A 7750-nucleotide genomic window follows, 5' to 3' on the forward strand; every position below is an offset into this window, starting at 1 on the left:
CGAGAACGTCTGTTCCGGGATCGATCCGGCGCACGCACCCTGTGAACACGGCTACTCCGTGGGTCCGCTCGCTCAGGATGGCGATCTTCACGGTATCCCCGACCTCGTAGCCGGCGGTTCCTTCGCGGACGTGGATTCCCACGCTGTTTGCCGACCAGTCCAGCAGGCGTGCCGAATGCCGCCCGATGCTCAGGGGATACTGGTTGCCGGATTTACGGAACGACCGTCTGCGCTCCGTTTGAGCTTCATCGTCCATCGGTCAAGATCCCGATCTTGTTGTCTGTCGAAAATTCATCCGGCGACCTTCATCTCGCCCGTTCCGGCAAGTCGAAGTCCTTCGCTCCGCGCAGATCCGCCCCCAACAGGTCGGCGCCCCGCAAGTCGGCCATGGTCATGACGGCATCCGTCAGGATCGTCCGGCGGAGCAGGGCGTTCTGGAAATTGGCCTGCGTCAGGTCGCCGTCGCTCATGCGGGCGCCGGTGAAATCGGCCGAGACGGCCTTCACGCGGATCAGCCGCCCCTTGTCGAAGTTGGTCGGCCATCCCTGCCCGCTCCGCAGCTCCATCGGCGATGCGATGACGTTGGTCAGGATCGCTCCGGTCAGCGTAGCCCGCTCCAGGCAGGCTCCCCGCAGGTCGGCACCCGACAGGTCGGCGCCCCGCAGGTCCGTCATCGCAAGATCCGCCATAGCCAGAACGGTGCCGGCGAGATTGGCCTTGGCCAGAACGGCCTGCTTGAGAATGGCGGCGGACAGGTTGAGATTGCTCAGGTTCTGTCCGGTGAGGTCGACCGCCGTCAGATCCGCACGGTGTCCCTTGCGTCCGTTGCTGAGGATCCATTCGCGGTGGAGTCGAAGCGCCTCGCCGACGACGCCCTCGATGCCGTCGAGGCGCCGGACCATATCGGCGCCGGTGAGATTGGCCAAGGTCAGGTCGACCTCGTCCAGCAGCGCTCCCAGCAGGCTTGCGTGGGAAAGATCGGCGTGGCGCAGTATGGTCCTGGTCAGGATGGCGCCGTCGAGTTTGGTGCCCGACAGATTGGCTTCCGAAAGGTCGGCGCCTTCGAGATTGCAACCCGTGAGATCCGACCCGCTCAGGTTGGCCCTGATGAAGATGGTGCCGCGAAGGTCCGTATCGCGCAGGTCGCTTTGGACGATGAAGGCGTTGGAAAGCTTCGCCTGGCTGAGATCCGCCTTGGTAAGCGTCGCGTCCGAAAGCTCGGCGGCGCTCTGGTTGGCCGTCAGGGGCGTAAGCTCGCCGTTACGGCTGCGCATCAGGTATCCGTCGCGCAGGTCGGCCTCCGACAGGACGGCGCGGGCCAAGGTGGCGCCGCGTAGCGTCACCCCGCGCAGATCGGCCTTGGCGAGGTTGGCGCGGGCCAGATTGGCCTTCCGCAGATCGGCGCCGAACAGGCAGGCGGTCCGCAGGTCGGCCCCGCTAAGGTCGGCGCCCATCATCATGGCGCCGGTCAGATCGGCGCCGGCCAGTTGCCGCTTGCCGAGGGAGGCATGCGAAAGGTCGAAGAATTTAAGGCAGGCCCGGATACCGCCCCGCTGGCCCTGCACATAGCGCTGGTGCAGATCCAGCATGCGTTCGAGTTCCGGCTGGGGGATCTTCCGATGTTCTACTCCCAGGCCGTCCAGTCCGTACCGGCCCGTCATTGCCATGCCATCCGCGGAAGCCTTGTCCGTTCAAGTCCTGCGGATTTTAAGGCATTTGAGTTAACTGATTGTGTTCGAACGAATGATTAGTGGCATAGGCAGAACGAATTTACGGCGGCGTTCAGCGCGCCGCCATCTCCGGTACCGGCGTCTTCACCGGATTGCCGGCGAGGAATGCGGCGATATTGGCGGCAACGAGGCTCTGCATCGCATCATGCGCGTCCCATGTGCCTCCGCCGATATGCGGCGTCAGCACGACATGCGGGATCGCCTTCAGGGCGTCCGGCACCAGGGGTTCCTGTTCGAAGACATCGAGTCCGGCACCGCCGAGTTCGCCGGATCGCAGCAGCGCGATCATCGCCTCCTGGTCGATGATGGACCCGCGGGCGATGTTCACGACGATCCCGTCCGGCCCCAGGGCCTTCATCACGTCGCGGTCGACGGCGTGATGGTTGCTGGCATCGGCCCGCGCGGCGATCATCAGGATGTCGGCCCAGTCCGCGAGCGATCGCAGCGTCTCGTGGAAGGCGTAAGCTACGTCCGGCTTGGCCGAGCGATTGTGATAGGCGACCTCCGCCTCGAAAGCGGCGGCGCGTCCGGCAATCCTGCGGCCTATCGCGCCGAAGCCGAAAACGCCGATCCTGCGGCCGGTAAGTCCGCGCACGAGCGGCATCCGCGCCGCCGAATTGCCGCTCCACAGGCCATCGCGCACGAACCTGTCCGCCATGACGATCCGGCGGTTGGCGGCCAGCAGCAAAGCCATCGCGAGGTCGGCGACCGCTGGGGCATTGGCGGCGGGGCTGTGCGTGACCATGATGCGGCGCTTGGCCGCCGCGTCGAGATCCACCCCTTCGTAGCCGGTGCCGTAGCAGCAGATCAGCCCCAGGCTGGGCAGACGATCCATCACCTCGTCGTTGGTCTTCAAGGTGCCCATGGTGACGAGCACGCGGATGTCGCGGGCTTCGGCTTCGGAGAGGCTGGCGCCGACCGGTCCGTCGAAGGGGCCGGCGACGCCGGCCTGCGGGGCGATCTTGGCGCGTAACTCGGCGGGGAAGGCTGCGGCCAGCAGGATTTCGATGCTCATGGCATGCAGGTTAGCCGATGGACGGGATATGCACAACGAGGCCGCTCCGGACGGCTACGACCGGGCTATCGGGCCGTGCCGACGCTCTGTTACCGGTCGAGAAGCCTGGACAGTTCCCCGTCGTCGGCATCGAGGCTTTCCGAATTGATCTCGATGATGTTCCGGTCGGGGTCCATCAGGTAGATCTGAGGGAAGCCGGCGGTCGCCCTCGGGACGACGGTCATGCATCTGAATTCATCGACGCCCGGAGATCCGTTCTTCCGGTAGCCGGCGCCGATCAGGTGAGCGAGGGCATCCCGATAGCTGCCGACCCGGATGGCGAGATGGATATCGCGGCCGTCCAGGCCCTTGCCGTCCCGGAAGGTCGACCCTTCGTCCTGGATCAGGTGAAGCTGCTGCTCCGTGCCCAGCGCGAACCAGGCCCCCTGAAAGATGAAGTTCGGACGGTCGATCTGCGGCAGGCCGAGAACGTCACGGTAGAATGCGACGGACCGCGAAACGTCCCGGACGGGAAGGCTGATATGGTGAAGCATGGCCCGATTGGCGCCGATCGCCGGAGGTTTCCGGTTTTCTGTCATTCTTGTTTTCCTCCCTGCCGATTTACCGGTCGTGTACCGACGGGACCGGTCACGCCGGTCGTTCGAGACACGATATTCCCAAACCTCGATCTGGCCAAGGACGGGCCGCAGAACTCCCTTTCGAAGCCGAAATGACGGTGTGACGAAGGAGGCCGGCCGCTGTTGAAGTCACGACATCGAGATCTGCAAGCAGGAAAGGACTGAAGCATGCCCCGCTTCCATGTTGGAACCATCGCCGCCGGTGCCTTGGCCATGACCCTGGCGGTCGGCGGGTGCAGCATGTCCAACGACGGCCGATCCGCCGACGAAGGCCCCGGCGCCACGACCGGCGGCGTGACCAGCCGCGGCGGCATCGGCAGCACCGGCATCGACGGCAGCGTCACGCGCGGCGGCACGGGCGACACCACTGGCGACGGCATGGGGGGAACCAGCGGCCCCCGCAGCGGCCTTTGAGGCTTTCGGCACCGCACGCTTCCTTGGCGGCGGGAGAGTTGAGCCTATTTCCCTGAATGTGACGGTGCCGAGTTGGATTGGCGGATCCAGGGATCTGGCGTGCGTTTTCTGTGCGATGAAATGCTTCACCGCCTGGGCCGTTGGCTACGCGGTGCCGGCTACGACACCGTGATCGCCGAAGGAGGCGACCCGGACGGTGTCCTGCTGGCCCGCGCACTGGCCGATGGGCGGAAACTCCTGACCCGCGACCGGGCCATCCTGCAACGCAAGCGGGCCAACGAAGTCGTCGTCATGCTGAACAGCGATGCCGTTCGCGCTCAAGCCGGCTTTCTCGGGCAAACGCTCGGCGTGGACTGGCTGCTCGATCCCTTCTCGCGCTGCATGGTCTGCAACACGGTGCTGACGCCGGCGGCACCGGGGATGGACCGCATGGTTCCCGCCAAGATAAGGGATCAAGGGGTGCCCATACATTTCTGTCCGGGCTGCGGGCGCCTGTATTGGCCCGGCAGCCATGAGAGCCGCATCAGGGCCACCCTGCTCGACTTCGCCCGCGCAAGCGGACGGTGAGCCGGATCCTGCATGCGCGGACCTTCCGGCTGAAGAGACTGTCCCGCATGATGTAAAATCCAATAAATCAAAGTTATGACATGGCATCAAATTGAAGTGAAATTCCTTCCATCATAGGTATTCGAGTATTATTAACGGGTTTTATTGGCAAATTCACTGTTATTTACTCCCTCTAAACTATTGCGCGGATACCATCCCCGATATTCGGTTGATCGCGCATGTGGTTGGAGGAGTTATGGCTGGAACGACTGGAACGTTGTCCGCAACGGTTGGCGCCCCGCAGTTTCAGCAGGGTGGCTCGGGGGCGGATATCATCGCGGCGAGTCGGCAGATAACGTTCGACTGGATACCGGAGGCCGGAAATTCGAACGTGTGGACAGAGTTCTGGGACGAAGAAATTCAAGTCTGGAACGAACAATGGCAGCAATACATGACCGAATTCGTCACGGTCTCGCACTCCGGCAGTTCACCCAGCAAGGCCTCGGGAACGGTGGTGTTCGATACGCCGATGATCGGCCAGTCCCTTCTGGAGGGGCCGGTCGCATTCGACTACAGCAGCTCTCCGGAAGGCAGGCACTGGACGGAATCGCTGGCGTCGTTCGACTATCCGGGGCAGTGGACATGGAACCCGGCCACAAGGACGCTCGATCCCAATTACGCCGGCAGTTCTCCGGACGATCATAACTCCTACAATTATTACTATGACACGGCTGTCAGCACTTCCCTCAACAACTACGACTACGGATATCATCAGACGGAATACGGTCACTGGGCCATCCGTGAAACAGGCGACCTGACCGCGTTCAGCGGCGGCGGGAACGACCGGATCTATGGAGGAACGGGCAACGACCGGCTGTTCGGCGAAGCCGGCGACGATGAGATCTACGGCGGTCTCGGTTCGTCCTTCCTGTCCGGCGGCCAAGGCAACGACACGCTGCATGCCGGTCCGGGCCAGAGTGTCATGAGCGGCGGCGCCGGCGCCGACATCTTCGTGTTCGGTGCCGCATCCGGCGGTTCGGACAAGGTGCTGGACTTCGATCCGGCAAGGGACAGAATCCTGCTGGACGGTGCGGGTGGACGGCCGACCCTGGACGCACTGCTCGACGGCATGGCCGATCTTCACGGATCCACGCTGATCGACCTCGGCAATGCCCATTCCGTGCTGCTGATCGGTGTCGAGGCGGCGGACCTCACCGCGCGCGCCGCCACCGTGTTCGAATTCGCCTGAAAGGCCGGGCAGTCCAGGCGAAGGTGCGGCCGGTATGGAATGCTATCGGCACGCCGGCGGTTGATCAGGGTGAAAAACTCCGATAGGGCTGCCATCATGCGTTCTCCATATCTCCTGACGCTGTTTCCCCTGCTGCTCCTGGGATGTGCAGAGATCCCCGACGACGACCGGGGTTACGGCGTCCGGGGACCCGCTGCGATCGAACAGGACCGGGAAGCCATCCTGACCGACCTTCGGCGAGCCTGCCGGGAGGGTGACCGCCGATCCTGTTCAAGCCTGGACCGCGCGGTACAGGAGAAGCAACGCCACGACCGCTACGAGGGACCTCAACCGTCGCTTTCCGAACGGAACCGCGATCAGCAGAGACGCGACCGGGAGAGGCTTGAGGAAAAACAGCGGCGTCTGGAACAAAGGCCGAGCGACATCCTGCGGTATTGATCCGTCACGGTATCGGGGTCGGGTTTTCCGATCCCGGTCGGCATCCTTGCAGGCAGGCGGGGAACGTCATAGGTATGGCTCATCCATGGAAGAAAGCCGAGTACCCATGCGCTTCCCAGACCTTGAGATCGATCTGTTGCGGGCCTTCGTCGCGGTGGCCGAAACCGGCAGCTTCACGGCGGCTGCCGATGTGGTCGGGCGCTCGCAATCGGCCGTCAGCCAGAAGGTGCAGCGGCTGGAGGAAATCCTGGACCGGCGCGTCTTCGACCGGACCAGCCGGTCCCTCAGCCTGACGCTGGACGGCGAACGCCTGCTGGCATCCGCGCGCCAGATGCTGGAATTCAACGACGCCGTGGTCCGCGACATGCGGAAGCCGCCCGCCGCCGGCACCCTGCGGCTCGGCATTGCCGAAGACTTCATTCCGAACGAGCTGCCGAAGCTGCTGGCGCGGTTCAGCCGCCTGTATCCCGGCATGCATATCGACCTGATGACCGGCCTGAGCTGCTCGCTGCTGGCCGCCTATGACGAGGACCGGCTTGACGCGGTGATCGCCAAGAAGGACGGGCAGGCCCAGCGCGGCCGGGTGATCTGGCGCGAACCGCTGGTCTGGATGGCATCGGCCGATTTCCAGGTCGACTTCAGCAAGCCCGCGCGCCTCGTCTTGCTGCCGCCGCCCTGCACCTACCGCGAGCTGATGATTTCGGCGCTCGATTCGGTCCGGCGCGAATGGACCGTGGCCTGCACGGCCAGCAGCCTGATGGGCGTTCAGGCTGCGGTCGCGGGCGGGTTGGGAGTCACCGTGCTGGGCAAGTCGTTCGTGCAGGAAGACATGCAGATCCTCCGCGCGCCGGTCCACTGGCCGGCGCTGCCCATGACGGAGATCACGGTGATCGGGGAAGAGTCGGAAGCGGCCGAACTGATCCAGCCGCTCGTCACCTTCCTGGCGGAAAGCCTGTCGCGAACCGACGCGCTTACCCTGGTCGCCTGAGCTTTCCGTCGCTTCGGGACACCCAAAGCACCGCGGTTTGGCCAGAGCACCGCGGTTTGGAAGGTGCGATAACGGAAGCCTAGGGATCGATGACCGCTGCGCAGGCGTCGGTCGGCGCGGCCGCAGCATGTCCGACGACCGGGACGATCTTGATTACCGCCGAGGCCACCCGGCACGGTGCGGCGGCAAGACCGCAGCCGCTGAGACAGAAACACGTGGCTAACAGGACCAGGGACCGCATCGCGTTTTCTCCGAATGACCGACTCTACCTAGTCTTACAATAGTATCCTGCCATCCTGGGACAACGCTCGTGAATACGGGAGCCGAGGACCTGCCGGTCCGGCGCGCTGGATGTCGGGCCTAAAAGGCCCGGCATCCAAGCCGTAACTAGAACCGGTAGCCGACCCCGATGCCGACGATCCAGGGATCGATGTCGACATCCGCCTTGAGCGCGCCGCCATTGACCTTGACGTCGGTGTTCAGCCACAGCTTCTTGACATCGAGGTTGAGCGTCCAAGGGCCTGAGATCGCATAGTCGATGCCCGCCTGGAGGGCATACCCGAACCCGTTGTCGTAGTTGATGGAACCGACGTCACCGCTCTTCTCGTTGTAGAAGATCGTGTAGTTCAGGCCGGCGCCGACATAGGGGCTGAACCGGGACTTGGGCATGAAATGGTACTGCACCGTCAGGGTCGGCGGCAGCAGCCATACGCTGCCCAATCCGACGGCGGCGCCGGGACCCTTGGCGTCCAC

The 7750-nt window shown here is 64.1% G+C and carries 11 protein-coding genes; 5 read left to right on the forward strand and 6 right to left on the reverse strand.

Annotation, left to right across the window (positions count from 1 at the left end; all coding sequences use genetic code 11):
- From AC5JJ6_RS32470 to AC5JJ6_RS32485, 4 genes are all read right to left on the reverse strand, one after another.
- The coding region (locus tag AC5JJ6_RS32470; protein WP_496046011.1) for a hypothetical protein at window positions 1–256 on the reverse strand (256 nt) is incomplete at its 3' end.
- A gap of 49 nt (window positions 257–305) precedes the next feature.
- Window positions 306–1661, reverse strand: coding sequence for a pentapeptide repeat-containing protein (locus tag AC5JJ6_RS32475; protein WP_496046012.1), 1356 nt, complete (start codon window positions 1659–1661; stop codon window positions 306–308).
- 121 nt (window positions 1662–1782) lie between these two features.
- The gene (locus tag AC5JJ6_RS32480) at window positions 1783–2745 is read right to left on the reverse strand and encodes a 2-hydroxyacid dehydrogenase (protein ID WP_496046013.1); all 963 of its coding nucleotides are present in this window, start codon (window positions 2743–2745) and stop codon (window positions 1783–1785) included.
- Between the two features lie 89 nt (window positions 2746–2834).
- Entirely contained in the window at window positions 2835–3323 is a 489-nt protein-coding gene (locus AC5JJ6_RS32485; protein ID WP_496046014.1) for a VOC family protein, read from the reverse strand.
- A 207-nt stretch (window positions 3324–3530) separates the two neighbouring features.
- Between AC5JJ6_RS32485 and AC5JJ6_RS32490 the strand changes: the two genes are divergently transcribed.
- The 5 genes from AC5JJ6_RS32490 to AC5JJ6_RS32510 all read left to right on the forward strand — a co-directional run bounded on the left by AC5JJ6_RS32490 (window position 3531) and on the right by AC5JJ6_RS32510 (window position 6997).
- Window positions 3531–3776: a hypothetical protein gene (locus AC5JJ6_RS32490; protein WP_496046015.1), complete on the forward strand. Its 246-nt coding sequence runs from the start codon at window positions 3531–3533 to the stop codon at window positions 3774–3776.
- Window positions 3777–3875: 99 nt separating this feature from the next.
- The gene (locus tag AC5JJ6_RS32495; protein WP_496046016.1) at window positions 3876–4343 is read left to right on the forward strand and encodes a Mut7-C RNAse domain-containing protein; all 468 of its coding nucleotides are present in this window, start codon (window positions 3876–3878) and stop codon (window positions 4341–4343) included.
- 370 nt (window positions 4344–4713) lie between these two features.
- On the forward strand, window positions 4714–5571 hold the full coding sequence (locus AC5JJ6_RS32500; protein WP_496046017.1) for a calcium-binding protein: 858 nt from the start codon (window positions 4714–4716) through the stop codon (window positions 5569–5571).
- Window positions 5572–5667: 96 nt separating this feature from the next.
- Window positions 5668–6009: a hypothetical protein gene (locus AC5JJ6_RS32505; RefSeq protein ID WP_496046018.1), complete on the forward strand. Its 342-nt coding sequence runs from the start codon at window positions 5668–5670 to the stop codon at window positions 6007–6009.
- Between the two features lie 106 nt (window positions 6010–6115).
- Window positions 6116–6997 (forward strand): LysR substrate-binding domain-containing protein, encoded by an 882-nt coding sequence (locus AC5JJ6_RS32510; RefSeq protein ID WP_496046019.1) that lies wholly within the window; start codon window positions 6116–6118, stop codon window positions 6995–6997.
- A gap of 79 nt (window positions 6998–7076) precedes the next feature.
- On the opposite strand, the gene AC5JJ6_RS32515 is transcribed toward AC5JJ6_RS32510, so the two are convergent.
- A complete protein-coding gene (locus AC5JJ6_RS32515) occupies window positions 7077–7238 on the reverse strand; it encodes a DUF6726 family protein (protein ID WP_496046020.1) in 162 nt (53 codons plus the stop codon).
- 146 nt (window positions 7239–7384) lie between these two features.
- Window positions 7385–7750, reverse strand: a 366-nt coding sequence (locus AC5JJ6_RS32520; RefSeq protein WP_496046021.1) for an OmpW/AlkL family protein, incomplete at its 5' end; no start/stop codon positions are given.

The organism is Skermanella sp. (genome assembly GCF_059503625.1).

Coding starts and splice junctions, on each gene's coding strand:
- AC5JJ6_RS32475 (WP_496046012.1), bottom strand. CDS start 1,661: ATGACGGGCCGGTACGGACTGGACGGCCTGGGAGTAGAACATCGGAAG.
- AC5JJ6_RS32480 (WP_496046013.1), bottom strand. CDS start 2,745: ATGAGCATCGAAATCCTGCTGGCCGCAGCCTTCCCCGCCGAGTTACGC.
- AC5JJ6_RS32485 (WP_496046014.1), bottom strand. CDS start 3,323: ATGACAGAAAACCGGAAACCTCCGGCGATCGGCGCCAATCGGGCCATG.
- AC5JJ6_RS32490 (WP_496046015.1), top strand. CDS start 3,531: ATGCCCCGCTTCCATGTTGGAACCATCGCCGCCGGTGCCTTGGCCATG.
- AC5JJ6_RS32505 (WP_496046018.1), top strand. CDS start 5,668: ATGCGTTCTCCATATCTCCTGACGCTGTTTCCCCTGCTGCTCCTGGGA.
- AC5JJ6_RS32510 (WP_496046019.1), top strand. CDS start 6,116: ATGCGCTTCCCAGACCTTGAGATCGATCTGTTGCGGGCCTTCGTCGCG.
- AC5JJ6_RS32515 (WP_496046020.1), bottom strand. CDS start 7,238: ATGCGGTCCCTGGTCCTGTTAGCCACGTGTTTCTGTCTCAGCGGCTGC.